Source organism: Microcoleus sp. K4-B3, assembly GCF_036704615.1.
Taxonomy (GTDB): domain Bacteria; phylum Cyanobacteriota; class Cyanobacteriia; order Cyanobacteriales; family Microcoleaceae; genus Microcoleus.
In genome coordinates, this window is record NZ_JAUBSF010000241.1 from 1 (window position 1) to 1,080 (window position 1,080).

The 1,080-nt window shown below is 45.6% G+C and carries 1 protein-coding gene and 1 pseudogene; both read left to right on the top strand.

The features are described from left to right. Positions 1-291: 291 nt before the first annotated feature. Entirely contained in the window at positions 292-519 is a 228-nt protein-coding gene (locus QUA78_RS32690; RefSeq protein WP_333399269.1) for an HNH endonuclease signature motif containing protein, read from the top strand. 129 nt (positions 520-648) lie between these two features. Then, positions 649-1,080: pseudogene (locus tag QUA78_RS32695) on the top strand (reverse transcriptase domain-containing protein); the annotation flags it as partial.

Here is a 1,080-nt window from a genome sequence, read left to right on the forward strand (position 1 = left end):
GCTGCGATGAATAATGACTATATGATGCAAATTCTCAAGTGCTTTTGTCAAGCATGATTGAGATGCTCTTACCCTGGGAAACGCCGTCACCCTAACAAAGAGAAAAAGTGGGTTGCCAGAAAATATTGGCGAACCATCGGTAATAACAATTGGGTCTTTGCAAGCTCTAGGAAAGAGCAGGATTCCTTCAACCTCCTACTCCATGCCGCATTTCCTGCGGGTTTGAGATGGACAAAGGTACAAGGAACACGCAGCCCCTACGATGGAGACTCGATTTATTGGAGCGCCAGAATGGGCGAAAATTACAAATACCTAGAACCGCAGAAAGCAAGACTGCTCAAGCGGCAGAAAGGTAGATGCGCCCAATGTGGACTGAACTTTAACCCAGGTGATTCAATCGAAAAACACCACCTAAAACCTAGAGCCAAGGGTGGAAATAATGCCGACAAAAACCTGATATTAGTCCACCTGCATTGCCACGACCAAATTCACGGGCAATCTAAAACAGAACCGCGCTGAGGGAGTTTTCCCTTATTGGAGATGTCACAAGCAAAGGTGACAGTCACACACTGAGGAGCCGAATGAATAGCGATATTCACGTTCGGTTCTGGAGCCGAGCAGGTAGGGCGACCTGCCTGCTTAGGTTAACAACGTACAGCAGGTGTGGATGGTATTAAATTACTATCTCCGAAGCAGCGAATCAAGCTAGTAAGTCAACTCAAAGCAACTGGCAAATCACAACCGACACGTCGGGTAATGATACCAAAACTAGGAACTAATGAGTCAAGACCATTAGGCATACCCACTATGTACGACCGCGCCTTACAAGCAGTTGTAAAAGCAGCTCTTGAGCCAGAATGGGAAGCTCGTTTTGAGCCAAACTCCTATGGTTTTAGACCAGGTAGGTCGTGTCACGATGCAATAGGAGCTATTTTTGACAGTATCAAATGTAAAGCCAAATATGTGCTAGACGCTGATATTGCCAAATGCTTTGACCGCATTGATCACAAAGCGTTACTTGACAAAATCAATACCTATCCACGACTCCGAAAACAAATTAAGTCGTGGCTCAAAAGTGGG